General features: G+C 36.8%; 19 protein-coding genes and 2 pseudogenes. 20 read left to right on the top strand and 1 reads right to left on the bottom strand.

From position 1 onward, the window contains the following. Nucleotides 1–480 precede the first annotated feature (480 nt). The 14 genes and pseudogenes from relB to brxL all read left to right on the top strand — a co-directional run bounded on the left by relB (nucleotide 481) and on the right by brxL (nucleotide 21,793). On the top strand, nucleotides 481–1,020 hold the full coding sequence (gene relB / locus ACFFLE_RS00695; RefSeq protein ID WP_380569266.1) for a type II toxin-antitoxin system RelB family anti-toxin: 540 nt from the start codon (nucleotides 481–483) through the stop codon (nucleotides 1,018–1,020). Nucleotides 1,021–1,032: 12 nt separating this feature from the next. Beyond that, a complete protein-coding gene (locus tag ACFFLE_RS00690; RefSeq protein WP_380569265.1) occupies nucleotides 1,033–3,081 on the top strand; it encodes a hydantoinase/oxoprolinase family protein in 2,049 nt (682 codons plus the stop codon). Then, the gene (locus ACFFLE_RS00685; RefSeq protein ID WP_175287947.1) at nucleotides 3,071–4,750 is read left to right on the top strand and encodes a hydantoinase B/oxoprolinase family protein; all 1,680 of its coding nucleotides are present in this window, start codon (nucleotides 3,071–3,073) and stop codon (nucleotides 4,748–4,750) included. The genes ACFFLE_RS00690 and ACFFLE_RS00685 overlap by 11 nt, the downstream gene beginning before the upstream one ends. Nucleotides 4,751–4,752: 2 nt before the next feature. Continuing rightward, entirely contained in the window at nucleotides 4,753–5,079 is a 327-nt protein-coding gene (locus ACFFLE_RS00680) for a cupin domain-containing protein (protein WP_380569264.1), read from the top strand. A gap of 10 nt (nucleotides 5,080–5,089) precedes the next feature. Then, entirely contained in the window at nucleotides 5,090–6,403 is a 1,314-nt protein-coding gene (locus ACFFLE_RS00675) for a cytosine permease (protein WP_380569263.1), read from the top strand. 536 nt (nucleotides 6,404–6,939) lie between these two features. After that, a pseudogene (gene fmdA / locus ACFFLE_RS00665) lies at nucleotides 6,940–8,123 on the top strand (formamidase). Then, nucleotides 8,123–8,386 carry an FmdB family zinc ribbon protein gene (locus ACFFLE_RS00660; protein WP_380569262.1) on the top strand — a complete coding sequence of 88 codons (264 nt, stop codon included), beginning with the start codon at nucleotides 8,123–8,125 and terminating at the stop codon, nucleotides 8,384–8,386. Before fmdA ends, ACFFLE_RS00660 begins: the two are co-directional and overlap by 1 nt. A gap of 157 nt (nucleotides 8,387–8,543) precedes the next feature. Then, nucleotides 8,544–8,791: pseudogene (locus ACFFLE_RS11250) on the top strand (TIGR04540 family protein). 18 nt (nucleotides 8,792–8,809) lie between these two features. Then, nucleotides 8,810–9,421: a DUF1819 family protein gene (locus ACFFLE_RS00650; RefSeq protein WP_380569260.1), complete on the top strand. Its 612-nt coding sequence runs from the start codon at nucleotides 8,810–8,812 to the stop codon at nucleotides 9,419–9,421. Beyond that, nucleotides 9,418–9,990: a DUF1788 domain-containing protein gene (locus ACFFLE_RS00645; RefSeq protein WP_380569259.1), complete on the top strand. Its 573-nt coding sequence runs from the start codon at nucleotides 9,418–9,420 to the stop codon at nucleotides 9,988–9,990. Before ACFFLE_RS00650 ends, ACFFLE_RS00645 begins: the two co-directional genes overlap by 4 nt. A gap of 12 nt (nucleotides 9,991–10,002) precedes the next feature. Further along, on the top strand, nucleotides 10,003–13,551 hold the full coding sequence (gene brxC / locus ACFFLE_RS00640) for a BREX system P-loop protein BrxC (RefSeq protein WP_380569258.1): 3,549 nt from the start codon (nucleotides 10,003–10,005) through the stop codon (nucleotides 13,549–13,551). Nucleotides 13,552–13,568: 17 nt separating this feature from the next. Then, a complete protein-coding gene (pglX, locus tag ACFFLE_RS00635) occupies nucleotides 13,569–17,090 on the top strand; it encodes a BREX-1 system adenine-specific DNA-methyltransferase PglX (RefSeq protein ID WP_380569257.1) in 3,522 nt (1,173 codons plus the stop codon). Nucleotides 17,091–17,168: 78 nt separating this feature from the next. Further along, on the top strand, nucleotides 17,169–19,721 hold the full coding sequence (pglZ, locus tag ACFFLE_RS00630; protein WP_380569256.1) for a BREX-1 system phosphatase PglZ type A: 2,553 nt from the start codon (nucleotides 17,169–17,171) through the stop codon (nucleotides 19,719–19,721). A 17-nt stretch (nucleotides 19,722–19,738) separates the two neighbouring features. Next, complete coding sequence (gene brxL / locus ACFFLE_RS00625; RefSeq protein WP_380569255.1) at nucleotides 19,739–21,793, top strand: protease Lon-related BREX system protein BrxL; 2,055 nt, start codon at nucleotides 19,739–19,741, stop codon at nucleotides 21,791–21,793. Nucleotides 21,794–21,834: 41 nt separating this feature from the next. Here the strand turns inward: brxL and ACFFLE_RS00620 are convergent, their stop codons facing one another. Then, complete coding sequence (locus ACFFLE_RS00620; RefSeq protein ID WP_380569254.1) at nucleotides 21,835–22,110, bottom strand: ATP-binding protein; 276 nt, start codon at nucleotides 22,108–22,110, stop codon at nucleotides 21,835–21,837. Between the two features lie 422 nt (nucleotides 22,111–22,532). Between ACFFLE_RS00620 and ACFFLE_RS00615 the strand changes: the two genes are divergently transcribed. The 6 genes from ACFFLE_RS00615 to ACFFLE_RS00590 all read left to right on the top strand — a co-directional run. Next, entirely contained in the window at nucleotides 22,533–22,952 is a 420-nt protein-coding gene (locus tag ACFFLE_RS00615; RefSeq protein ID WP_380569253.1) for a DUF6941 family protein, read from the top strand. Next, the gene (locus tag ACFFLE_RS00610) at nucleotides 22,949–23,461 is read left to right on the top strand and encodes a hypothetical protein (RefSeq protein ID WP_380569252.1); all 513 of its coding nucleotides are present in this window, start codon (nucleotides 22,949–22,951) and stop codon (nucleotides 23,459–23,461) included. The genes ACFFLE_RS00615 and ACFFLE_RS00610 overlap by 4 nt, the downstream gene beginning before the upstream one ends. A 10-nt stretch (nucleotides 23,462–23,471) precedes the next feature. Continuing rightward, the gene (locus tag ACFFLE_RS00605) at nucleotides 23,472–23,999 is read left to right on the top strand and encodes a hypothetical protein (protein WP_380569251.1); all 528 of its coding nucleotides are present in this window, start codon (nucleotides 23,472–23,474) and stop codon (nucleotides 23,997–23,999) included. 1,356 nt (nucleotides 24,000–25,355) lie between these two features. Further along, entirely contained in the window at nucleotides 25,356–25,658 is a 303-nt protein-coding gene (locus tag ACFFLE_RS00600) for a hypothetical protein (protein WP_380569250.1), read from the top strand. 11 nt (nucleotides 25,659–25,669) lie between these two features. Continuing rightward, nucleotides 25,670–26,212, top strand: a complete 543-nt coding sequence (locus tag ACFFLE_RS00595) for a hypothetical protein (RefSeq protein ID WP_271401847.1) — start codon at nucleotides 25,670–25,672, stop codon at nucleotides 26,210–26,212. Between the two features lie 153 nt (nucleotides 26,213–26,365). Next, nucleotides 26,366–26,693: PAS domain S-box protein (locus ACFFLE_RS00590; RefSeq protein ID WP_380569249.1), on the top strand; the 328-nt coding region annotated here is incomplete at its 3' end.

The following is a 26,693-nucleotide window of genomic DNA, read 5'->3' as shown; positions in this document are numbered from 1 at the left end:
CTAGTGTAAAATCGCCTCCGCCCCCGCGGGGGCGGAGGCACACTCATCACCATAGCACGTTCACAATATCTTGGATGTGGATATCGCAAGGTGGCTAACTTAAACTTGAAATTTACGTTTATTATTTTTATAGTATGTTATTATAAAGCGGTGGATTTTATAATATATACCATTAAAGGCACATGTTAGACTACTCGACAACTCTTAAATGTACTTGTAGAACGAAATCAAGCAAGAAGCCAGCATCACATGCACATCGCTAATCTATTTTCCATAGATTAGCGTTTTTTTAATTTCATTAAGATGCTTTGACTCCATGATAATAATAAATCAGCAACAACTCCTATATGAGCTCATATTATAAATTTTAGTTAAGATTCGTTAAAAAATAATCAGAAAATTGTTTTTATTCAATATTTATTATGTTATAGTACACTTAAATACAGTATTACTGTATTAAATTTAAGTGTAGGTGTAGCTATGAAAGAGGTATCTGAAAAAATTAGAACTCTAAGGAAAGAGAAGGGGAAAACTTTAAAGGAGTTGAGTGACGATACTGGACTGTCTGTCAGTTTCTTATCTCAAGTAGAAAGGGGGGAGTCTTCACTAGCAATTACCTCGTTAAATAAAATTGCAGAAGCACTCGGGGTACATGTCACTGCTTTTTTCACCCCACAGTATACTGAAGACTTCAAGATTAGTCCTCAACGAATGGAACCTTTCAAACTTGAAAAGTCTGACCAGGAATTTTTACGAGCATCAAGTGAGTTTGAAAACAGAAAACTGGATAGTTATTTTATAACAGTGCCCCCAGGGAATCAAAGTGAAGTCAGTAGCCATGATGGAGAGGAGTTGTATTATCTTACTGAAGGTGAGCTCAATTTCTATGTAAATGACAAGAAGTATGGCTTAACCCAAGGGGAAGTCATTCATTTCCCTTCAAAGCTTAATCATTATTATATCAATGAAAGTAAAAAGATAGCGAAGATATTTTGTGTGCTTACACCCAAATTATTCTAGGAGGAATCACATATGAGAGTTGCTACAGACATTGGCGGTACTTTTACGGATTTGGTGGCTGTTGATGATGATGGAAAAGTTACGGTTGGTAAGTCAGACACGACTCCCGGAAATTTTGAAAAAGGGATTTTTGATGTTATTGAGAAGGCAGATATCAGTTTGAAAGATGTAAAAATGTTTTTCCATGGTACAACCGTTGTTATTAATGCATTAACAGAGAAAAAAGGGGTTAAGACGGGCCTGATTACAACAAAAGGTTTTAGAGATGTTTTAGAAATCGCAAGAGGAAATAGACCTGACTTATTTAACACTAAATATAAAAAGCCGGGACCAACTGTAGACAGACATCTTAGAAAAGAAGTTTCGGAAAGACTCAATTATAAGGGAGAAGTGCTAAACGAATTAGACTTGAAAGAAGTCGATGAAATAATTGATTACTTCAAAAAAGAGAATGTGGAAGCTGTTGCAATTTCACTTCTACACAGTTATAAAAACAGCGACCATGAAGAACGTATAGCAGAACATATTGAAGAAAAATGGCCGGAAGTTTATGTGACTACTTCTCATGAATTAAGTAAAGAATGGAGAGAGTATGAAAGATCATCGACTGCTGCATTGAACGCATATGTCAAACCAATAGCCAATCAGTACTTGTCTAACTTAGAAAATAAAATGAAAGACCAACGAACGGAGAATTTCAATTTTATTATGCAATCAAATGGAGGCACAAGTACGTTTGATGTGGCAAAGACATCCCCGATAAACATGGTAGAGTCTGGTCCAGTTGCTGGAATATTTGGAGCTTCTATCCTCGGTGAAATATTAGGTGAGAAGAACTTAATCGTACTCGATATTGGGGGCACTACTGCTAAATGTTCACTTATTGAAGATGGAAATGTAAAAATTTCAACTAATTATCATTTAGAACAAACAACTCAGTATGCTGGGTATCCTGTGAAAGTCCCAGTGGTTGATATAGTAGAAATTGGTAATGGAGGAGGGTCTATTGCTTGGATTGATGATAGTGGCTCAGTCAAAGTTGGCCCGAAATCAGCTGGAGCGCACCCAGGCCCTATCGCTTATGGTAAAGGGGGAGAAGAGCCTACTACCACAGATGCTAATGTATTGCTTGGACGACTATCGTTGAAAAACTTTGATGCAAGTACTGAGATTGAGAACATCGAGAAAAAGTTCCAAGAGAAAATAGGTAGACGTCTCCAATCCGACACAGAACAGGTAGCGATGGGAATTGTAAAGATTGCTAATTCTAATATGTTGAATGCCCTCAAACTCGTATCTGTCAGAAAAGGCTATGATCCACGTGATTTCACTATGGTAGCCATTGGAGGTGGCGGCCCGATGCACTCTCAAGATCTTGCAAAAGAATTGGGTGTGAAAAAGGTTATTATACCAGCAACTTCTCCTGTTTTTGCTTCTTGGGGCATGTTGATGTCTGACTTGAGACACGACTATTCACAAACTCTACTTATGGAATCTGGGAATGCTGACTTTGACAGATTGAATAAGGAATACCAGAAAATTATAGATCAAGCTAAAAAAACATTGAAACAAGAAGGTATGGACGAAGGTAACGTAGTTATCTCTAAAAGTATAGATATGCGTTACAAAGGACAAGAGCATACTGTAGAGATTTCTGTACCATACGAGAATTTAAATCAAGACAACTTAGACTCAGTAATTCAGGATTTTCATAACAGTCATGAAAGACTATACTCATATACTTTACCGGAGAATGGAACTGAAATAGTCAATATCAAAGCCAAAGTCCTTGGGAAACTTGAGAAACCAAAACTCTCCAAAGAAACACCGATTAAAGGTGAAAAACTGAAAGAGGAACGACAAGTTTATTTTGAGGATTCTGGGTGGACTAATGTAAAAGTATATACAAAAGAGTTTCTTTCAGAAGGGGAACGGGTGAATGGTCCTGCAATAGTAGAAGAAAAAACATCGTCTACTATTCTCAATGATGGAGATTCACTGGTTAAAGACGCATATGGCAATATGATTATTTCTATTAGGGGGAATGAAAATGAACTATAAGACTGACCCTTTCACTTATGAAGTAATAAAAGATTCGCTGATTTCTACAGGAGAAGAGATGTTTATCGCTTTGGCAAAGACATCTATGAGTCCCATTATCTATGAAGTCCTCGACTACGCATGTGGAATGACGAATAGTAAAGGTGAACTGGTAACTCAAGGGAATGGTGTGACTGGATTCATCGGAATGTTGTCGTTTATGGTCAAGGAAACAATCAACAAGTATAAAGATGATATCCATGAAGGCGATATCTTTCTAATAAACGATCCATATAACGGGGGAGGATCACACCTCTGTGATGTAGGGGTTGTCATGCCAGTATTTGATAATGGTAAATTAATCTCTTTTGTTGCCAACAAAGCACACTGGACTGAAGTAGGTGGCAAAGATACAGGGTCCATGTCAACAAACTCAATAGATATTTTCCAAGAAGGACTTCAATTCCCGTGCCTAAGGTTATTTGACAAAGGGGAAGTAAATAACCAGATCATTGATCTTATAGAATCGAATGTGAGATTCCCGGAATTATCAATTGGTGACCTTTGGGCTCAAGTTGCCTCTTTAAGAACTGGTGAAAAAAGATTAAAAGAACTTTGTGCTAAATATTCACAACAAGCCATTTTAGAGAGTATGGAGCGTTTCTTAGATCAAGGAGAACAGCTTGCCCTTAAAGAAATAGCAACTCTGCCTAAAGGAACGTTTGAAGTCGAAGACTTAATTGACGATGACGGTATTACCGATGAACAGCTTAAAGTGAAATTGAAGTTGACGATCACGGATAATGAATTTATTTGTGATTATAGAGGATCATCACCACAAGTTCAAGGTCCAATAAACAGTTCCTTCACTGGACTTGTATCTTCAGTAAGAACGATTTTCCTAGCCATTACAAATGCAGATCAAGATGTAAATGATGGAGCCTTTAGACCTCTCAAAATCATTACAGATGATAGATCAGTATTTTCTGCCCAACGACCTGCACCAGTGTCTATGTACTGGGAATCCATGCTCTATGGTAACGAATTGGTTTGGCGAGCGATGGCTCCTAAGTTGCCACATAAATTGACCGCTGGACACTTAATGTCAGTATGTACGGTTATCATGGGTGGAAAGCATCCTGACAAGGAAGGAAACTTCTTAATTGTCGAACCATCTGTTGGGGGATGGGGAGCAGCCAATGATTCCGATGGAGATACTGGTCAATTCTGTATTCTGGATGGAGAAACCTTCAATGTTCCAGTCGAAGTAGCAGAAACAGCATACGGGGTTATAGTGGATGAATATTCAATGCGAACAGACGGAAAAGGGGCCGGTAAACATAGAGGTGGCCCGGGTGTTATCAGAACATATAGAGCATTGACTGATAATCAATTCTTTACTGCAAGCTTTGGTAGATTCAAGACAGATGTATGGGGAGCAGCAGGAGGCAAAGATGGTTCCAACAATGAATTTTATATTGAAAAAGCAGATGGAACAATTGATGGACCATTTGGGAAGTACAATCAATATAAACTAAACACCGGTGACAAAGTTGTTTTAAGAACTGCAACTGGTGGGGGATACGGCAATCCAACTGAAAGAAGCAGAGAAAAAGTAGCTGAAGATATTAAAAATGGCTATATCACTTTGGAACAAGCGCAGGTTGATTACGGTTACAGTGAGGGATAAGTATGAAGATAATTAATAAAGAATCAAACGTTTTGAAAGATGAGTTTTATATGGAAGCAATGTTTCCCGAGGCTTTCGATGGTAAAAATATGGACGCCTCCCTTAACTATGTTGAAATAGCAGGAAAAACCACAGTGCCGGTTGAAGGTTACAGCATTCATGAACACGACGAATTATCTTATATCGTAGAAGGAGAATTAGAAGTAGAGATAGATGGTCAGATACAAGCTGTAAAAAAAGGGGATTTTACTTTTATACCTAAAGGGGAAGCACATCAATCTACGAATATTTCTAAGGATAAATGTAAAATAGTAAGTCTCCTGATCTAAGGAGGAAGTTATGACTGAAAACAAAAATTCACACGGCATGGGAAACGATAATCCAATAGAGAGTGTAAGAATGGATAAAAGACAACACTGGCTTACACCAGCCGTCATATTTGGAGGACTCGAATTTACCATCCCTGTACTGATGGTTGGAGCGACATTGGCAGGAGCCTTTGAACTTACTCAAATATTTTGGATTATTATTGCAACCATGGTATTAATTCAATGGACAGGAAATGCGATACAAGGCTATATAGGAGCAAAAACGGGCAGGCCTTCGTCTGTAATTGCCAAAAATAGTTTTGGCGATTTTCAGGCAAGGTTGATTGCAGGGGGTACAATCTTCTTGGCATCCCTTGGTTGGTGGGCTCTACAGACTGCAGTAGCAGGGAATGCAATATCAGCAATGTTTGGTATAGATTATGAGACTCAGTGGGGGATATGGGCATTAATCACTGTCGTTGCCGGTCTGCTCTTTGCCATACCATCCATCATTGGTTACAAGTCCATGAAATGGACAGACTACATTGCAGTACCGGCAGGTCTTCTTTTGGTAATCGGCGGAATCTTCTATGCTCTTCGTAATAGCAGTTTTAGTGAGATGATGGAATGGAGTCCAGAACCAACAATGGGAGTGCTAGCTGCAATGAGTCTTATCATCGGTGCAAATGTTTCTCAATGGGTAATCGCAGCTGACTACACAAGATATGCAAAACCGACTTGGAGAGATAACATCCTGATTCCACTCGGAATAGTCGCCATTGGTATTCCTCTTTTTATGGTGGGTGCGATCATGTCAGTTGGGGTCGGAGAAGCTGATATCGTTGCGGTAATGGTGAATCTTGGATTCCCAGTTTGGGGATTTCTAGTCTTATGGTTTGCTACTTGGACCAGTCAACTCGTCAACAACTATAGCATGGGGCTCGCATTTTCGAATCTTCTTAATGTCAATACCAACAGGGGAAGACAGATACTAACATTCCTAGGGACATTGATTGCAATCGGAGTTGCTCTGGCAGGCATACTGGATTATTTCGAAGATTTCTTATATATGACGGCTCTAGTTTATCCTGCCATTGCTGGTATCCTGTTTGCTGATTTCTTTTTCCTAAGGAATCAAACTTGGAAAAACGTAGAAAGCTGGAATTTCATGGCGACGATCGCCATTATAATCGGTATTGTAGTTGGATATCTGACTCAATATGTTTATAGTTGGGGACTGCCTGCAGTCCAATCCTTGGTTGCAGCCATGATTGCTTATTACCTGCTTATGCGTCTTAAAGCTAAAATTAAACCAGATGACTTCACTCCAGAAAAATGGTTATAAACTTCAATACCGTAAAAACTTATGTGCATTCTTGTACTTAACACTAAAAGTTGAACTTTTGGTTAAGCGATCTCCTCAAAGGCATGCCTTCTGTAATCTATAGAAGGTATGCCTTTTAATTTTGTCTTAATTTTATTATTGCTGTAAAAGGATATATAGCGATGAATGGCTGTTTACAAATCTTCATAAACCATGAATGTCTGTCCTTGGAATATTTCCTACTTGAGCAGTCAGAAGAGTTTTTCATAACCAAGGCAGAGTCATCCGGCAAATTATAAAATTACAATATATACAATTATATATGAACTTTATTAGCTTTCTTATATTCTCCTTAAATGAGGAGGGGAGGGCGTAAAAATTTATTATTCTTAGTTAACCTCTTTTTTATTACTCTTTCTTATTATAAAAAAGGAAGTTCATTATTTAAGTGGTCCTTTTTAATGGAGTGAAAAATGGAATGTATATGGAAACCTGTATTGTAAAATGATACAATTTAATTGTAAGCGCTTTCCTGAAATGTCACAGGAGGTTTTACAATGTCCAAGAAGATTTTTGAAATCGATTTGTCGAAGAAGATGCATGAGCAGAAGCACCCGGCCATAACCGATGGCATCCGGATATTCCCGCAGCCTTTTCAGTAGATCCGGGAGAGTCGTTCAAGATGGAATGCCTGGACTGGACGGATGGACAGATCAGCAACAATGACGACCCTTCGGATATTGCGAAAGTGAACTTGAAGTGTGTGCATGTATTGAGTGGACCGGTGCATGTCAATGGTGTGGAACCGGGCGACTTTCTGGTCGTGGACATTTTGGATATTGGAACGTTCAGCAGTCATGAGTGGGGATTCAACGGCATATTCGCGAAAGACAACGGCGGCAGCTTCCTGGTGGACCATTATCCTGATGCGGCGAAGTCCATCTGGGATTTCGAAGGCATCTATGCGACATCGAGACATGTGCCGAATGTCAGGTTTGCCGGCATCATCCACCCGGGGCTGATCGGTGTCGCACCGTCCCAGGAACTGCTGGATGAGTGGAACCGGAGAGAGAAGGAGCTGGTGGACAAGGATCCACAGCGTGTGCCATTACTTGCCGAACTGCCGGACGCCGACTCCACGGTACTCGGTACATTGAAAGGGGAAGACTATGACCGTGTGGCGAAAGAGGGCGCAAGAACCGTCCCGCCAAGGGAGAACGGCGACAACTGTGACATAAAGAACCTATCTAAAGGTTCCAGAATCTACTTCCCTGTCTTTGTGGAAGGCGCAAAGCTGTCCGTCGGCGACCTGCACTTCTCCCAAGGTGACGGGGAAATCACCTTCTGCGGCGGCATTGAGATTCCGGGATGGATCGAGCTCAAGGTCAATGTCATCAAGGGTGGCATGAAGAAGCATAAGATCGAAAAGAACCCGGCCTTCCAGCCAGGTCCCGTCATGCCACATTATAATGAGTATCTTGTATTCGAAGGCGTCTCCGTCAATGAACTCGACGGCACGCAGCAGTACCTCGATGCCAACACCGCATACCGCAACGCCTGCCTCAATGCCATCGAGTATATGAAGACACTCGGCTTCACCGGCGAACAGGCCTATATGCTGCTCGGCTCCGCACCCGTCCAGGGGAACATCGGAGGCATCGTCGATATTCCGAACGCCTGTTGTACGCTGTCACTGCCGAAGGAAATCTTCGATCAGAACATCATACCGGAGATCGACTGATGCCAAGGTATACATTCGAGTGCGAGACATGCGGCAGCTATGAAACGTGGAAACGGAGCACCGAAGACCTGGCAAAGGATAAGTGCCCCGATTGCGGCAGTGAAACGCGGCGCGTATTCCAGGTCTTCAGAACCAGTTATCTCGACAGCAAGGTGTCGAAGCGGATCGAGCAGGGCATGACACCAAAAGTCGTGAAGAAGGAAAACCTTCCGAAAAGCAATATCAGACAGAAAGAGAAGAATCCGAGACCGTGGATGGTTTAAGCATCATTTGAGAGGCGCTTCAATGTGAACGAAGTGTCTCTCAAATGTTTTTTAACATATAGCATTGAAGATATTATAATATCGAGCTCATTGTTATCAAGATTATGTAAGAGTATAATAAGATTAGAATAAAAGAATAGTTTTTGAGGTGAGATGAGTGAAAGTAAAGCTCTTTTATAGAACTCAGAGAGAAGTAGCCATAGCCGTCAATAATATAATCAATGCCTATTGGGAAGAAGTGATTACAGAAGAAGAGCTTATAAACAATCTAGAAGCTCTTTACATCAACAATGAAAAAAAATAGTGAAAAATAATGATTTTACTACAGTGCTTAAACAACAATGCGGGAAAAGAAGATTGGAGATTGTGGATCGAGTTATACATATGCAACAAGAGCTGCAGTGAGTGAGAAGAGGTGTACGCATGGAAAAAGAGTTAGAGTATAGTGTTAATCTGACAGGTGTTTCATTCTTGCTATACGAGTTGAAACAAGTGATAAAACTTGAAATAGATGGCTTAAATATTTACGAAATAAAAGATAAAGTTATCCAGGAAAACATCTTTGAATATAAGTTCACTTCAAGCTTGAAGCGAATAGCACCTACCATTGTTAAAAGAATGGAGGTATTAGACGAGACTTTAAAAGAAATGGTCTTAAAAGAACCTCTAGAGACAGGTAAAGCAATCAACCTATATGCAATTATGAAAACGGATAGGTTATTTTTCGAATTCATGGATGAAGTCATCAAAGAGAAGTTGGAGGTTAATGATTTCGTAATTGATAAAAAGGACATTAATGAGTTCTTTACATCAAAAGCGGAGCAGGAAACAAAGATAGCAGGATGGACAGAAAACACTTATAACAAACTGAGACAAGTGTATTTCAAATTATTGTTCGAATCTGGAATCTTAATTGATAAGAAAAGCGGTACGATAAGGCAACTTCTTATAGATGAAAACTTACGTGATCATATAAGAAATATAGGAGACATCGCTTATTTGAAAGCGATGGGAGATGATGAGGTTTTATTATGAGCAATATTTATAAAAGGTTGGACAAAATCATACCGAAGATAAAAGAGGAAAAGTTTATAGAAGGTAGAGGTTTGGGGAATGAGATAAGTTTTTATGTTTTTGATTACGAGCCAGAACATGAATTGGTTGTACGAGATTATATTCTACATATTAAAAAAGAATTCAGTCATGAGAATTCAAATCGAAAAGTCATAGAGTTTGATCTCTACAAAATGATGATAGAGATAGCAAAAGAAAGAGGCATTTTTGATCGAGTTTTTCAAATGGAAGAAGAACGTGGAAAAGATGTATTATTTCGTGCGATGACGAACTTTGCAAAGCCTGAAATATTTTTGGACAAAATAGAGGAACAAATTGAAAACCATAATGTTGTTATTCTTACAGGTGTAGGAAAAGTGTATCCATTTGTGCGTTCGCATAATATTTTGAATAACCTTCAAGAAGTAATTGAGAAAACACCAGTCATTATGTTTTTTCCTGGAAAATATGATGGCTCATCACTACAATTATTTGGAAAATTCAAAGACGATAACTACTACAGAGCATTTCGGTTAGTGGATAAATTATAAGGGGGAGTTAACTTGCAAATACGCGATATGTTTGAAAAAGATATTGAGAGAAGCTTAAAAGGTGTTATAAAAGTTGCCCAAAACGATGAAGAAAATATTCACCAGGAATTAGATGAATACGTTGTAACCAAAGAATTACAGAAGCATTTTTCTAAATTTTATGATAAATACCAAGAAGGTATTGATGGATATACGGATAAAATGGGAGCATGGATCTCAGGTTTCTTTGGATCAGGTAAATCGCATTTCCTAAAGATATTATCTCATCTACTTGACAATAGAGAAGTAAAGGGGAAACATGCCTTAGATTACTTTGAGGACAAAATACAAGATACCATGGTCTTAGCTAATATGAAACGAACAGCAAGTGTTAAAACCGATGTCATATTATTCAACATTGATTCGAAAACTTCTCGAAATGCAAAGTCAAAAGATGATGCAATTCTTAAAGTATTTATGAAAGTATTTAATGAGCATCGTGGGTATTATGGTGATATTCCAGGAGTTGCAGAAATGGAAAAATACCTGGATCAAAAAGGAGTCTATGATGATTTTAAAAATGAATTTGAAAAATTATCGGGTGAGCCTTGGGTTGATCGTAGGAATACCTTTGACTTTGATGCTGACTATGTTATCGGTGCATTGACGACTGTAACATATATGTCAGAGGAGTCTGCGAGGACATGGTTCGAAAAAGGTGTATATAATTATGAACTGAGTATTGAGAAGTTTGCCAAAGATGTCCAACAATATATTGAGCAAAAAGGAGAAAACTTCCACTTAGTGTTTCTTGTTGATGAAATTGGTCAATATATTGGTGATAGTCGTCAACTTATGCTAAACCTCCAAACCATTACGGAAGACTTAGGTACATATTGTAAAGGTAAAGTATGGATTATAGTAACTGCTCAAGAAAGCATTGACAGTTTATTGAAGGTAAAAGGGGATGACTTTTCTCGAATTCAAGGGCGTTTTGATACCAGACTGTCACTATCATCAATTTCAGTTGATGAAGTCATTAAAAAACGTATCTTGGCGAAGAAACCTTTTGTAGAAGATACATTGAAGCAGATATATCATTCAGATAATAACAATGCAAAGCTAAAAAACCTTGTTTCTTTTAAAGAAAGTACGGCTGATTTGCGTGGGTACGATGATGACAAAGAGTTTGCAAATGTTTACCCATTTGTTCCATATCATTTTAAACTGCTACAAAAAGTATTTGAGCAAGTTCGTAAACATGGATCATCAGGTAAGCACTTATCCGAAGGGGAACGTTCCATGTTATCGGCGTTTCAAGAATCAGCACTTCAATTTAAGACAAAAGAAGAAGGTACGCTCATTCCTTTATATGCTTTCTATGAAACGATTCGTGAATTCCTAACACCTTCCGTAGCAAGAGTAATTGAGGGGGCTTATGAAAATCCTGCACTAAAAGATAATGTTTTCACTATAGATGTTCTAAAAGTGTTGTTCATGATTAAATACATTGATGATTTACCTGCAAATATCGATAACCTTGCTACGTTAATGGTAACAGAAATTGACGAAGATAAATTAGAATTAAAGGAACGCATCAAGGAGTCATTGAGAAAACTTATTTCTCAGAACCTTATTCAAAAAAATGGTGATGTATATATCTTTCTAACTGATGATGAACAGGATATTAACCGAGATATAAAGGGAACCAAGGTTGAAGAGGAAATTGTTAAACGTGAGATTGCTAACTATATTTATCAGGACTTGTTTGACGATAAGAAGTTTAGATATAAAAATAAACACTCTTTCAGCTTTAATCGCAAAATGGATGAAAAGAATTATGGTAATCAAACAGCTCCAATAGGAATCAACTTTCTTTCACCCTTATCTGACTTCTATCCATTGTCAGAGCAAGAAATAATGATGAAAACATCTGGAAATGATGAACTTTGGATACGACTTCAAGGAAATGAAGGTTATGTTGAGGAAATGGAAGAAGCGATTAAGATTGAGGAATATCGCAAACAGAAAAACATTCAACAAATGCCTGAAAACATGCAAAACATCTTGAATAACAAGCAGGTAGAGGCTAAGCAAAGGAAAAGACGTGTAAAGGAATTACTATCAGAGGCTATTCGTTCAGCACAATTCTTCGTTAATGGAGAGAGTGTGGATATAAAAGGATCTACTGTGCGAGAAAAGATTATGAATGGTATGAGCCATTTGGTGGAGAATGTCTATACGAAATTGGAGTATATAAAAGTACCGATTGAAAATGATAATGATTTATTGGCCCTTGCTCGAAGTGATGATCAACAAATGACATTGGATGTTAAAACAGACTCAAATGATTTAGCAGTCCAAGAAGTGAAAGATTTTATTAATTTACAGCATGAATTTAGTCGTCAGGTTCGTTCGAAGATCTTGTTGGATCATTTTAGTGCAAAACCTTATGGTTGGCGTGAACATGATACGGCGGGTTTAATTGCCACCTTATTAAAAGATCAATTTATACGAATAACGCATAATGGTGAATACGTGGAACCTGAAAATAGGAACATTTTAAGTGTGTTGATTAAACCATCTGATGTAGATAAAGCGATTATCACGAAGCGTGTGAAGGTTGATGATACGTTACTACGAACTGCTCGTAACATTGCAAAGAATGTATTTAACAAAACTGATCTTCCTGATGACGAAGATGGCTTAGTTCAAGAAACCAAACGATTAATCGAGGGACAGGTAAAAGAAATCCATTCCTATAAAAAACGATATGAAGGTCGTAAGTATCCAGGAGAAAGTCTGTTAGATAAAGGCTTAGAATACTTTGGCGAATTTAACAATCGTATGGACAATGCTTCATTTTTATCGAAATTAAAAGAGCTACAAGATGAATTGTTAGATTGGGAAGAAGATATTACATTGGTTTACAGTTTCTTTGATAATCAGAAACAAATTTTCGATCAAGGGTTAGATGCCCTAACTCAATATGAAGAAAACAATCATTACCTTGATAGTGATGAAACGCAAGCAACGGTGCAGGAGTTAAAGGACATCGTAAATGATCCAATTCCTTATAAGAAAATCAAGGACATTCCTGAACTTGCCCATAAAATTGATGATGATATCAAGAATGTTTTAGCTAAGAAAAAACAAGACGCAAAAGAAGCGGTTAAACTTGTTTATGATGGACTAATGCTAAAGACAAATGATTATGGTGTTACTGAGGAAACCAAAACAAAGATTAAGCAGTCATTTGAGGGCTTATTAGATAGCGTTGAGAGCTTTGCAAACATATTCAAGGTAGATGCTACTATCACACAAAGTAATAGCCTAAAGGAGAGATATGAGCGTACTATCGAACAAGAAATTAAGGCTAACCAAGAGGAAGAAAAAGGTGATGGTGAGGGTGTAAAAGAACCTGAACAACCTAAAGTTTCTGTGCAACGAGTAAGGGTTAGAGACTTAGTTTCTGTTAATAAGCTCCAGACTGAAGATGATGTAGATAGGTATGTGAATTCACTATCCAGTAAGTTAAGACAAATAATTAAAGAAAATAAAAACATTGAGTTTATTGATTAGAATAGGAGGATGAACGGATGAATAAATCTGCATTACGCTCCTTTGCTACGAATGCTCGAAGAGAGCTTTTGAATAAAGTAAAAGCAAAAGCGATGAAAATAGGTATTACAGAAGAAAAAATAAAACAAGCAGATATTGAAAGCTCGGATGCAATCTTTATTGATGGCAGACAGCTTTCAAGTGAAGAAAAAACTCAGAGACAAAATTTAATAAAGCGGATAGAACAAAAGGGTTTTAATCAAGTAATGGAGGAAGTAGCCTATACTTGGTTTAACCGTTTTACAGCACTAAGATTCATGGAAGTAAATGAATATTTACCATCTAATGTAAGAGTGTTATCATCATCGAATCCAGGAGACCCAATTCCTGATATTATCAAAGAAGCGATGTCGTTAGACTTTGATATTGATAAAGAGTGGGTGTATGAGAGAAAAGTAAAAAACGAAAATGATAAGCTATTTCAATACTTAATTATTAAGCAATGCAATGATTTATATGATTACCTGCCGTTTATGTTTGAAAAAATTGATGACTTTACGGAAATCTTATTTCCAGAGGGCTTATTGTCAAAAGACTCATTTCTAAGACAAATGACGGATATAGATATAATACCAGAAGAAGATTGGTCAAATGTTGAAGTTATAGGGTGGCTCTATCAGTATTATATAGCCGATGAGAAAGATCGAGTTATTAAAGCAAAGAAAAAGTACAAAACAGAGGAAATACCCTTTGCGACACAATTGTTTACCCCTGACTGGATTGTTCGCTATATGGTTCAAAATTCATTAGGACGTTATTGGGTTGAAAATCATCCAGAAGATAGAGAGTTAATCAAAAATTGGGAGTTTTATCTTGAAAATCCTAATCAAGATGAGAATTTTGAAGAGGAAATAGCACTGTATCTAAACAATGAGTTAAAAGTAGAGGAGATTAAGTGCTTTGATCCTGCAATGGGCAGTGGACATATTCTTGTTTACATGTTTGATGAATTATATGAAATCTATAGCAGAAGTGGATACTTAGAACGTGATATTCCAAGGTTAATTATTGAAAACAATTTATATGGCTTGGACATTGACGAACGTGCTTACCAATTAGCCTGCTTTGCAATTGTAATGAAGGCTATGAAATACAACAAACGATTTTTAAGAAGCATTAAACGGCATGGATTAGAGATGAACTTTGCTTCATTAGAGGAAACAAATGAGTTGAATGATGAAGATGTGGCATATATTGCAGATGAAAATTCAGGAGGAAATTTCAATAAGGTTAAAGCATTTATTGATCAATATAAGAACGCTAAAACCTATGGATCGCTTATTAATAATAGTACGGTGACAGAAAAGTTTATAAAAGATAGATTGGAATATATTCAAAATAATCCTGCCAAGGATATATTTGAAGAAGAATCACGTAAAAAGGTTCTAAATATATTACCAAAAATAATTAAACAGGGAAGTGTATTAATTGATTCTTATGACATATTGGTAACAAATCCTCCCTATATGGGTAGAAGATATATGAATAAGGAACTCTCCGATTTTGTAAAGGAAGTTTATCCAAATTCTAAATCGGACACTTTTTCGGCGTTTATGGAAATGTGTTTTTCAAAAGTAAAATCTAATGGACAATTAGGTTTTATTACTCCTTTTGTATGGATGTTTATTTCTACATACGAACAATTAAGAAGTATTGTTGTAAAAGAGAAAAACATTTCATCCTTAATACAATTAGAATATAATGCTTTTCCAGAGGCCGCCGTTCCTGTAGCTACCTTTACTTTGAGAAACTATAATGCGAGCGTAAAAGGAGAATATATTAGCTTATCAAATTTCACTGGAATTGAAAATCAACCCGTAAAATCATTAGAAGCTGTTAGAAATCCAGATATAGATTACAGATATTCTGTAATTAGCTCAGAGTTTCAGAAAATTGTTGGATATCCAATTGCATATTGGACAAGCAAACTCTCCCGTAATATCTTTTTAGAACTTGATTCATTGAAAAAAGTTGCAGAACCAAGAGTAGGGTTATTTACATGCAATAATGATAAGTTTTTGAGATTGTGGCATGAAGTTGACATCAAAGATGTAGGTTTTGGAAATGAATCTCATGAACAAGCTCAAAAAAGCCAAAAAGTATGGTTTCCATACAATAAGGGTGGTAAATACAGAAAATGGTATGGTAACAATGAGTATGTAGTTAATTTTTATAATAATGGAAGGGAAATAAGTGAATATAGAGAGAAAAAGGGACAATCCTATTATCTTCCTGGTAATAAATCATATTTTAAGAGTGGTGTTACCTGGTCATTTATAAGTTCGACTAATTTTGGTTCAAGGTTTTTCCCTAAAGGGTTTATTTTTGATGTAGCAGGTTCATCAATATTTCCAAATGAAGATGATATTTATTACATTACAGCGTACCTTTGTTCCAATGTGACTTTTGAATTCCTAAAAGCACAAAACCCCACAATGAATTTTCAGGTAGGAAATGTAGCCAATTTGCCAATTAATATTGATGTAGACCAAAAAACAAAGGATAATATTACAGACTTAGCCAAGGAAAATATAGATATTTCCAAAAATGAATGGGATTCTTTTGAAACTTCTTGGGACTTCCAAGGAAGCCCATTATTGGGTTTTAAAAACGACTCTTTAAAACAAGCAGTTGAAAATTGTAAAAATCTATCTTCGAAAGCAATTGAAAGGTTAAAAGTTAACGAACAAGAAATCAATAAAGCCTTTATTAATATTTTTGGTTTGCAGGAAGAGTTATCCCCTTTAGTCAGTAATAAAGATATAACTTTACGAATGATAGAAGATGAGCAAGCCATTAAGTCTTATATATCTTATGCTATTGGTTGTATCTTTGGTCGATACTCTCTTGACCAAGAAGGACTCATTTATGCGGGTGGTCAGTTTGATAAAACTAAGTATCAGAAATACAAAGCTGACAGTGACAATATTATACCAATATTACCTGGTACCTATTTTGAAGATGATATAGTTTCACGCTTTATAGATTTTGTCAAAGTTACCTTTGGTAAAGAATCATTAGCAGAAAATCTTGATTATATTGCTGAAACATTAGGTAAAAAGAAAAATGAAACTGCAAAAGAAACAATACGTCGTTACTTCATAAATGATTTCTTTAAGGATCACCTCCAAACTTATAAGAAACGACCTATTTATTGGTTATTTACGTCAGGAAAACAAAAAGCATTTAATTGCTTAATTTACATGCACCGTTATGATTCTACAACATTAGGTAGAATCCGCACTGATTATTTGCATGAACTTCAAACACGTATGGATGCGGAGAAAGACTCCTTAATGAATATCATTGATGGGGATTCTACTTCCAAGGAAATTAACCAAGCCAAAAAAGATCTAAAGTCATTAGAAAAAAAGATAGAAGAACTGAAAGACTATGATGAAGTTCTCCACCATATGGCAGATCAGCAAATTGAAATTGATTTAGATGATGGTGTAGAAGTTAATTATGAGAAGTTTAAAGAACTATTGGCAAAAAAATAGATCTGTATAATGAAAGAATATACCAGTATTATCTGGTATATTCTTTGTAAGTAGTGGTAAATAAAGAGGTGGTATTTCATGGAATTGAATGAGATTGTTCAAACACTAAAGCAAACATATTCTAATCCTCTAAGCGATCACCAAAAAAGAAGGATTATCTTTTGGTTAGATAAAGATCAAGAATTTTTAGATGTAATAGAAGAAATGGAAATTCCTGATGTTACAGTCCATAGACTGACAGAGAAAAATAGCTTTCAAACGAAATACCTGTTGGAAGAGGAAGATGCAAGCACTAACTATTTAATATATACAACAGAGGAACTCTTAACGGAAGATAACTGGCTTATTGATACATACCTCTATTCGCAGTCATTTTATGCAGATAAGGTATCAATCATTATGCGTGATATAGGGATAGACCATTCCCTAAGAGCCATTGTAAAGAAGTATAAAAAATTCTTTGGTAGTAAAGAGCGAGTACGAAAATTAAAAGCCTTTGGTATAACCCAATTCACAGAAGAAACATTTGAGATCGCCCTTATGAGTGTACTGTGTAATGTGAAAACACCTAATTTTGAAGATGTGTTGAAAGCTGTTTTGATGGATACTATGGATGAAGAAGAAAATAAATTTATCATTGAGATGGAAAAGTTCCTTGATGTGATGGCATTTTGGAAGTATGTAAGTAAATATTATGGTTTTGAACAATCTAATCCATCATTAAAGAAACTAATGACACACTTAACGGTTACTACACTTAGTCATTCGGTTAAAGAAGAGCATCTCCTTAATGTGAAAGATTATATAGCTCACAGTAATCGAACAAACTCACTTGTTTTCATTGATCGGTGGATGCACCACAAAGATAACTCTGCAAGCTATGATGCATTAGTTAGGCAAATTGAGAAGGATATAAATTTACGTGATATAGTCCAACAAATGAACATAGACGAATTTAAAAAAGATGATGTTTTCCCTTATTTTGATCAAGCGATTATCCAGTATATATATAACGGTTTGAAGTCACAACACGAAGATTATGAAGAATACAAGAGTCTTATTCGTTTGCGAAGGGCAAAGCATTTTTATCCAGAATATCAATATTTTTATGAAGCTCTATATAATGCAGTAGATATGTATGCTTTCAAAAAAGAATATCCAATGGGTATCCCTAAACAATCGATGAAAGACATGCACAAGAGTTACATAGACCATTATTACATAATGGATACTTTATATAGACGTTTTTATAATGCTTTTGACCAAGCTGAACAAGATGATCGCTTAAATGAACTACAAAGACTGATTGAGTATGTATACACGAATTGGTTTATGAGTGAATTAAATACTAATTGGTCAAGTTCTATTCAGGAAGAAATAAAAGGTGAATGGGCAATAGATGGCGTAGTAAAACAGCAAGATTTCTACCAAAATTTCGTTTCTTCAAAAGTACGTAATGGCGATCGAGTATTCGTCATTATTTCTGATGCACTTCGATATGATATTGGGGTTGAAGTTGCAGAGTACCTAAATGCAGAAACCATGGGTAGTAGTCAAATAGAATCCATGCTAAGCGTTCTTCCTTCTGTGACAAAGTTAGGGATGGCATCTCTTTTACCACATCGTACATTAAAGTTTGATTCAAACCAAAATGTAATTGTTGATGGTAAAGCATCACAAGGAACCACAGAACGTAAAAAAATTTTACAGGATGCAGTTAAAGAAAGCACTGCCATAAGTTTTAAAGAATTAGATACCATGAGCAAGAATGATAGGAGACAATACTTTAAAGGAAAGAAAGTTAATTATATTTACCATAACTCTATTGATGCTACTGGAGATCATGCTTCAACCGAAAGAAATACATTTAATGCTGTAGATAAAGCAATTGAGGAAATATACAAGATTGTAAAAATCATTAGTGATGAGCTGAGCGGTACGAACATTTATATTACTGCAGATCATGGTTTCATCTATCAAAGAAATCCGCTTGAAGAAAGCGATAAAATTGAGAAGGTTGATTTTACAATTAATGAAATGAAAAGTCGCTATATTTTATCTGATGATCAAGAAACTGTAGATGAATTGTTACGAATCCCTCTTAAAGGAATCATAGCGAATCAACAAGAATGCTATGTTCCGAAGTCGACAATCCGTTTCAAGATGAAAGGACAAGGGGTTAATTTTGTTCATGGAGGAGCCAGTTTGCAAGAAGTAGTTGTTCCTCTCATCACGTTTAAAAATGCAAGAAAAGGTCAAGCTCGTAGTAGAGAAACGCAACAAGTGGACATCAAACTAACGAACACTGCACGAAAGCTGACAAATAGCATCTTTCAGCTTAATTTCTTCCAGACAGAAAAAGTGGAAGGGAAGATGACTCCAAGAACTGCTAATATTTTTATGGTCGATGAACAAGAGCAAAAAATATCTAATGAAGAAGTTGTCATTGCAGATAAAATGACAGATAAACCAGAAGAACGTATGTTTAAATTGCGATTTGTCCTTAAAACGCAGGATTATGATAAAAACAAAACATATTATTTAATTGTGAAAGACATGAATACAGGAGTAGTTTTAGAACGCATTCCATTTACTATTAGCTTAGGCATCAGCAATGAATTCGACTTTTAAGGGAGGGGAGTGAAGCAATGGAGAATCAAGGGTTGTCAGATGCAATATCGTTAGATAGAAAACTGAATGACGTTTTTGGAGGAAGAGTGGTCAGGAAGGATTTAACTAAGCTGATTAAAGAGGGAGCCAATGTTCCTGTTTATGTGCTGGAATATCTTCTTGGCATGTATGCGGCTACTGATGATGAAGAAAGTATTGATGAAGGAGTTAAGCGTGTTAAGAAGATCCTATCTGAAAACTTTGTTCGCCCTGATGAAGCTGAAAAGATAAAGTCAAGAATACGAGAAGTCGGTCAGTATTCAATTATTGATAAAATTACAGTAAAGCTGAACTCGAAAAAAGACTATTATGAGGCTGAATTTTCGAATCTTGGGTTAAAGGGTGTACCTATCTCTTCAAACTATATCAAAGAGTACGATAAGCTCCTTGCGGGCGGAATTTGGTGCATGTTGAAGATGGACTATTATTACGATGAAGAACAGCGTGATATGAACCCGTTCAGCATCAGTAATTTGAAGCCAATTCAGATGCCTAACATGGATGTAAATGAAATATTTGAAGGGCGTAAACAGTTTACCAAAGAAGAATGGATTGATGTATTGATTCGTTCTACTGGTATGGAGCCGACCCAAATTGATGACCGAGTAAAGTGGCATTTGTTGCTTCGACTCGTACCATTGGTTGAAAACAACTATAACATGTGTGAATTAGGCCCAAGGGGAACAGGTAAGTCCCATGTTTATAAAGAAATTTCTCCTAACTCTGTCCTGGTTTCAGGCGGGCAAACGACAGTCGCTAATTTATTTTATAACATGTCTTCTCGACAGGTTGGCTTAGTGGGGATGTGGGATACCGTAGCTTTTGATGAAGTGGCAGGTATTAAGTTTAAAGATAAAGATGGTATTCAGATCATGAAGGACTTTATGGCCTCTGGATCTTTCTCCAGAGGAAAAGAAGAAAAGACAGCCTCAGCCTCCATGGTTTTCGTTGGGAATATTAATCAAAGTGTGGATTCTTTAATTAAAACCTCCCATCTCTTTGCTCCTTTTCCTGAAGAAATGGCTAATGACTCTGCTTTCTTTGATCGAATGCACTACTATCTGCCGGGGTGGGAAATCCCTAAGATGAGACCTGACTTCTTTACTGACAAATATGGGTTCATTGTAGACTACATGGCAGAATATTTTAGGGAAATGCGAAAGAGATCTTTTGGGGATTCATTCGATCGATTCTTTAAGTTAGGAAATAATCTAAATCAACGTGATGTAATTGGGGTAAGAAAAACGGTATCAGGCTTAGTTAAGCTATTATATCCAAATGATGAGTACACGAAAAAAGATATTGAAGAGATTTTACAATATGCTCTTGAAGGTCGCCGTAGAGTTAAAGAACAGCTTAAAAAGATCGGTGGCATGGAATTTTATGATGTCATGTTCTCTTATATACAAAAAGATACCTTGGAAGAAGAATATGTATCTGTGCCAGAACAAGGTGGAGGTAAGTTAATACCTGAAGGTCTCGGAAAACCAGGGCATGTTTATACTGTGGGTTATGGCGAATCTGATATGATTGGTGTATTCAAGCTTGAAAACCAAGTCGTATCAGGATCGGGCAAGTTTGAAAAGTCTGGCGTTGGATCGAATAGAGATGTAAAAGAGAGCCTAGATACAGCTTTCCGTTACTTCACTTCAAATAGTAAAAGTATTAGTGGCACGATTAGTATAAAGACCAAAGATTATTTAATGCATGCCACTGATTTGCAAGGAATAGGTTTGACTAATCAATTAGCAATTGCGGAACTAATTGGACTATGTTCAGGGGCAATGGAGAAACCTGTACAGGAGAGTTTAGTTGTATTAGGAAATATGACTGTCGGTGGAACAATCAGCAAAGTAGAGAATCTTGCCAACGTTCTTCAAGTATGTGTGGACTCTGGAGCCAAACGCGTCTTAATTCCTGCTGCTTCTGTTGCTGACTTGCAAACGGTTCCTTCTGATTTACTGATAAAAGTAACTCCTATGTTTTATTCAGATCCTATTGATGCTGTTTTTAAGGCTTTGGGAGTTGGATGATCGATAATTGGTATGAATTTTTCCATTAATGGATGCTCCGATCAGAATGATGTTGTGATGTTCTTCAACATAGCTTCAGTTGCCAAACGTAAGATTTGAGCCTTGTCTAACTTCCGGTCCTGGTAATAACGAATATTTTCAATACATGCTTGAGTATCCCTTAGTTCAGGTGACTTTATCAAACGATCAAGCTTACTATTTTGTCTGCGTGCCCACTCCATATCAACGAGTAATCCAAAACGATCTTCAAATGATAGTTCCTTATAATATTCAGGGTTGTTTAATTGCTCATTAAAAGTTTCCGCCATTGCCGTCATACGCATGTCATTGGGGAATTAAAAAAGGTAAAAATGATCGTTATATTATCATGGAATACTTAACTCATTATCCTTTCCGCGAAGTCACACAATCAGAAATCCACAACATTGAAGACGGCACAAAAGAATTCTTACTTACTAAGTTACAGGATGTAGATGCAGGTAAATATGATAATTCAGGCGAGCTTTTTTGAAGGTATATCGCAAAGAAATTTTAGGAGTTAAGATACTAAAGTTAATTTTATTCATAATCCATGGAGCTATAGGTAGACTGTTAATATAAGCTGAATTTTTACGTTAAATCTGAAAATAATAAATATGATATAATAAAGGTGTGAAATAGGATGAAAAGTGGAAAACTATATTTACTTTTCCAATTAATTTAATGGGTCTTATATTAAATTGCTAGGGGGGATAAGCCTATGCCGAAAATTACTACTTTTGTTTATGCAGAGGAAATTTCAAATACAAGAGATAATAAGCTTAACATCGTAAACCCTTTAAATGTATTTAGGCCAGCCTTTGTGCCGGGGATGTTTTCGTTCTCCGTGGTAATAGGTATTATTGGATTGGATGTAACTCAAGGTAAACACACCCTTCGAATTAAATTCTATGGAGAAGACCAGAAAGAAACTCCTTTAATTGATACTGGTTATGTCCCTCTAGAGGATGTACCTACTGGACCTCTTTCATTGCCATCAGAACTTAGGGGCATGATGGGGAGCATGGACTTCAGAAATGTAGTTATGAAATCAGAAGGTGTATATATTACGGAAGTTTTTGTGGATGGTGACTTGTTAGGTGAGTTCCCAATACATGTATTGGCAGGTGAATCGGTATGAGTGCGTTACTACAGGTCCATAAAGAGAGAGTAGGAAATTTTATTTCAATAGAGAATTTTCTTAATAGTTCTGAACTAAAGATACCTAATGTTTTTGTGGGACAAGCCGAGGCTGTATCTCATGCTTTTCGCGTTCCTAAACAATCTATGCTTAGATTATATGAAGATTTAGGTACAGATCTCAAGTGTTTAAATAAAAGTGGGGAATTTAACCAGGTTATTGTTTCTGTAATAAAAAGTGGAGTTAGCGAATACCATAACGTAAACTACGCTTTTCAAGAAAGCCTTCAGGAGGCACTGACAGTGACAACTAATAGTGAAAATCACCCTCAAGTTGATGAAGATTTCCAATATGGAGTAAAGGCATTGGAGTTTGCTGATAAAGATGACATATATGCATCGACAAATGTAGGAAGTATAAGAATTTCGAAACTCAATAAAAAAGAAAACGTTTTAATCGAGCCAGACAAAGAAGATTTTGAATTTTTGTCTGATCTTGATGAGTTGTAGGTGTTTTCATATGTCTAATAATTGGTTTGAAGTAGTAATGGAAGATAATAATACAATGGAACAAGGGGATATAATTAAAGAGGTTAGTGTTCTCGAACCAACAATTGAGTTAATACAAGGTAAAAGTAAAGATATAGGGACTATAGAGCACGAGAAGGTAATAATCTTAACACAGTCATGTGACTTAGCGAATACCAAAACCCCTTGGATTCACGTTTCGCCAGTGGTATCATTATCAGAAATGCAAAGGCAATTCAGTCATTTAAGAGATAATAATGCACTAGAAAGTATTAGAAGAGGTAATCAACCTAAGTTTCATATGATTAACGAATGCATTCTTGAAAACTATGAATCTGAGAAAGCGATAATTGATTTTAGAAATGTTTTTACACTTCCTTATAGTTTTATGAAACAAAAAGCTGAGGAACAACAGGGTAGATTGCGCCTACAATCCCCTTATAAAGAGCATCTTTCTCAAGCTTATGCTCGCTTTTTTATGAGGGTAGGTTTACCGAATGATATACCAAAATTTGAATAAAGAATTCAAAACCTCTTGCGATCTGAAAGAGGTTTTTTCATTTGCAAACTAACGGAATCTTATATTGAAAATATCCATCATCCTATATACAATAAGAACAAACGTTCGAATTTAGGAGGGTTTAGATAAGCAAGCCAAGTGATCGAGGAACCATCAAATGGACCTCATTGATGCTGCCGGAACATATAGAAATGCTCAAGGGAGTTTGGGATGTTTGGGAAGAAGCTAAAAGAATAGAAAAACCTGTGCGCTGGATGAACAGCAGATGCAGGACCACTTATTTGCTCTTGAAAGGGCAATGAATGATAATCACAATGGATTGAATTATAGTTACGTGCCAATTAAGGTGAAAGGCATGAATGGAAGTACTCAGATGATCAGCTGCATTGGCCAGGAAAATAAAGAAGATATCATGATTAAGTTTCATGATATCTTCGACATAATATATTATGAATTAATCTCTTGTACAATTTTTTGATTAACTAGATAAATGAGTGTTTCTTTTTTTCTATGGAATATATGTTCAACCTCATCTGGAAATACGGTTACTATAATTTCGCTTATTTTTGTTAAAATTAACAAAAATAGGTTTAAAAGTTTTGTTAAATCCTTATCACTTGTAGATTGGTTAGTCACTTCTTTAAAGTAGAGGTTGATCTCCATGTTTGCTGAAGTATTACTGTGAACAAAATTGCTGCTATAAGTGTACTTATCTGAAAGTAATGAAATAACTTCAATTATTTTTTGAAATAACACTTGATTACTATATATTTCATTTGTAGGATATTACTGTAAATTAAGATGGAGAGTTTTTATTGAAACCTTTTGGGTTTAGTCTCTTTTATGAAATCCTATTACCACGGTTACATTTTTAATGTCACAGAAAATGTAACGAAGAAGAAAAGTTTTCAAAAGTTGAGCATTAGCGGATTAGCAAGTACGGGGTTATTTACCAGTGTAGGAGGTTATTCTGAAGTTCAATAATTATATCCTATTTACAATTCAGAAAACGGTATCATATCACTTTTGTGGGTACCTATCGGTAGTAATCAAACTTGGTAATCGTGACTGGCAGTGAAGAGGCCAGCGGTTCGATGACTCTATGCTAAATTTAGTAGGTAAAATCCAAAACGTAAGAGCCAGAATGGTTCTTACGTTTTGGGATTGTTGTGCAACAAATACTTATAATAATTTTGCAGAATAAGTGTCAGAATGGCATACTCATTGACATACTTTTTCTCACTTTTGATTATATCCCTTTAATCATGATAAGGGAGAGATGCCTTTTGAAACTTAAAATTACATTTGATTTGGACATTATTTTTTCTTATTTATCTTAGGGAACCTATGGGCGGCATGATTTCAGTTTGGGCGGTCACCGTATTCGGAGAGATCTCCTGGCTGTGGAACAACATGGTGGGTGCAGTCGTTGCCATTGGCGTAGGGTATCTGGTCAGCATGGTGACTCCGGCGCCCGCTGCCGAGAAGATTCAGGGGCTGACCCTCGGTAAAATCCAGGAGGGCATTGTCACGCGTGCCGAAACGGCAGAATCTGTTGATGTAGTCGAGGAGGAGAAGGAGACGACGAGATGGCCCATCTATCTGGTCATCTACTTCTTCATAGTCATCGCCTTCCTCCTTTATCTGCAGAATATGTAGGAGGTAAAATCATGATCAATTATTTGAAGCCGATGATCGAAAAAAGGGAAGCGACGATGAAGATGAATGGCCACCTCTACTCGAACTGGTGGAAGAAGATCAGGCGGGCTGCAAAGCTGACGGCAATCGAGCAGGTATACCTCCCGTTCTGGTGCTTCAACTACAGCGCCACTACACATGCGGTGCCGGATGGCATGGAGGGACGGATTGCGATTGAACCCTTGAGCCGCATGAATGCCATCCTGCCGATCGACTATGACATTGATGTTGCTGATGGGGAGCATTTCCCCGTGCAGAAGTCTATCGGTAAGGACAGTGCAAAGGATATCCTCTATTGGGAACTTTTTGCCAAGGAAAAACGGCGAGAGAAGATCGAGGTGGCGATTCTGGACCAATGGCTGGTGTATGTCCCCTATTGGGTCGGCTATACGAAAGACCGGGACCACCAGTACGGCATCATCGCAGTCGATGCATTGAACGGCAAGGTGGATCTTCCGATGAAGGATACAGTGATTTCCTATATATGCAGTGTCGATGAGAATGAAATGATATGAATGAGGCAATTGAAGAAGGACGCCGGGAAGATTTTTAAGTCCTCCCAGCGTCCTTTTTATGACTTTATATTTCTGTTGTTCCACATACTCTAAGGATAAAAATGATATATTTAAGTGGAATATAACAATATTCAGGTTGAGAGGTGAACAAAGATGACAGAAAAACTTTTTACATATGAAGAGTTCCAGTCTCTGATCGATTCTTCCTATGATGGTATCCACATCACCGATGACAAGGGAGTGACGCGTTTCTACAATAGGGCGTGCGAGGAGATAGAAGGTATAAGCAAAGAGGATATCATTGGACGGAGTGTCCAGGAATTTGTCGATTCGGGCGTCTATCCGGAATCGATCACTCTAGAGGCGATCAGGCAGAAGAAGCGTGTGAATATGTTCCAACATATAAACGGTTGTAACCGTCAAGTAGAACTCAACACTTTATCCCAAATAAGATTCAACAGTTCATCCAAATTAAGACTCA

It is taken from the genome of Salinicoccus siamensis (assembly GCF_042429615.1).
GTDB lineage: Bacteria > Bacillota > Bacilli > Staphylococcales > Salinicoccaceae > Salinicoccus > Salinicoccus siamensis.
The sequence above is the reverse complement of the archived record's forward strand: the minus strand, read 5'-3'. Positions and strand labels throughout refer to the sequence as shown.

Bases quoted from the DNA above. Each gene is read 5' to 3' on its own strand.
- pglZ (WP_380569256.1), top strand. From the start codon at position 17,169: ATGGAATTGAATGAGATTGTTCAAACACTAAAGCAAACATATTCTAAT.
- ACFFLE_RS00615 (WP_380569253.1), top strand. From the start codon at position 22,533: ATGCCGAAAATTACTACTTTTGTTTATGCAGAGGAAATTTCAAATACA.
- brxL (WP_380569255.1), top strand. From the start codon at position 19,739: ATGGAGAATCAAGGGTTGTCAGATGCAATATCGTTAGATAGAAAACTG.
- ACFFLE_RS00660 (WP_380569262.1), top strand. From the start codon at position 8,123: ATGCCAAGGTATACATTCGAGTGCGAGACATGCGGCAGCTATGAAACG.
- ACFFLE_RS00650 (WP_380569260.1), top strand. From the start codon at position 8,810: ATGGAAAAAGAGTTAGAGTATAGTGTTAATCTGACAGGTGTTTCATTC.
- ACFFLE_RS00610 (WP_380569252.1), top strand. From the start codon at position 22,949: ATGAGTGCGTTACTACAGGTCCATAAAGAGAGAGTAGGAAATTTTATT.
- ACFFLE_RS00620 (WP_380569254.1), bottom strand. From the start codon at position 22,110: ATGACGGCAATGGCGGAAACTTTTAATGAGCAATTAAACAACCCTGAA.
- ACFFLE_RS00605 (WP_380569251.1), top strand. From the start codon at position 23,472: ATGTCTAATAATTGGTTTGAAGTAGTAATGGAAGATAATAATACAATG.
- ACFFLE_RS00680 (WP_380569264.1), top strand. From the start codon at position 4,753: ATGAAGATAATTAATAAAGAATCAAACGTTTTGAAAGATGAGTTTTAT.
- ACFFLE_RS00675 (WP_380569263.1), top strand. From the start codon at position 5,090: ATGACTGAAAACAAAAATTCACACGGCATGGGAAACGATAATCCAATA.
- ACFFLE_RS00595 (WP_271401847.1), top strand. From the start codon at position 25,670: ATGATCAATTATTTGAAGCCGATGATCGAAAAAAGGGAAGCGACGATG.
- ACFFLE_RS00600 (WP_380569250.1), top strand. From the start codon at position 25,356: ATGATTTCAGTTTGGGCGGTCACCGTATTCGGAGAGATCTCCTGGCTG.
- pglX (WP_380569257.1), top strand. From the start codon at position 13,569: ATGAATAAATCTGCATTACGCTCCTTTGCTACGAATGCTCGAAGAGAG.
- ACFFLE_RS00690 (WP_380569265.1), top strand. From the start codon at position 1,033: ATGAGAGTTGCTACAGACATTGGCGGTACTTTTACGGATTTGGTGGCT.
- relB (WP_380569266.1), top strand. From the start codon at position 481: ATGAAAGAGGTATCTGAAAAAATTAGAACTCTAAGGAAAGAGAAGGGG.
- ACFFLE_RS00685 (WP_175287947.1), top strand. From the start codon at position 3,071: ATGAACTATAAGACTGACCCTTTCACTTATGAAGTAATAAAAGATTCG.
- ACFFLE_RS00645 (WP_380569259.1), top strand. From the start codon at position 9,418: ATGAGCAATATTTATAAAAGGTTGGACAAAATCATACCGAAGATAAAA.